General features: G+C 66.2%; 1 pseudogene. It reads right to left on the reverse strand.

What is annotated here, in order from left to right:
• Nucleotides 1-240, reverse strand: a pseudogene (locus tag FMEAI12_RS24620) (transposase); the annotation flags it as partial.

Raw genomic sequence — 240 nt, forward strand, 5'->3', positions numbered from 1 at the left:
ACCAGGACCTGGAAGTCGGCCGTCCGGTCGCCGAGGTCCAGGAGGAGGTTGCGGATCTGTTGGGTGGTCCACGGGCCGTCGGGGTGGGAGGTGACCCCGAGGATGTGGACGGAGCGGGAGCCGACCTTTATGACGAAGAAGCAGTACAGCCGCCGCAGCGTCACCGCGCAGTCCACGTGGAAAAAGTCCACGGCCAGCATGGTCGCTGCCTGCGTGCGCAGGAACTGTCGCCATGTCGTG

This window comes from Parafrankia sp. Ea1.12 (assembly GCF_900465275.1).
In the GTDB taxonomy this organism is placed as follows: Bacteria; Actinomycetota; Actinomycetes; order Frankiales; family Frankiaceae; genus Parafrankia; species Parafrankia soli.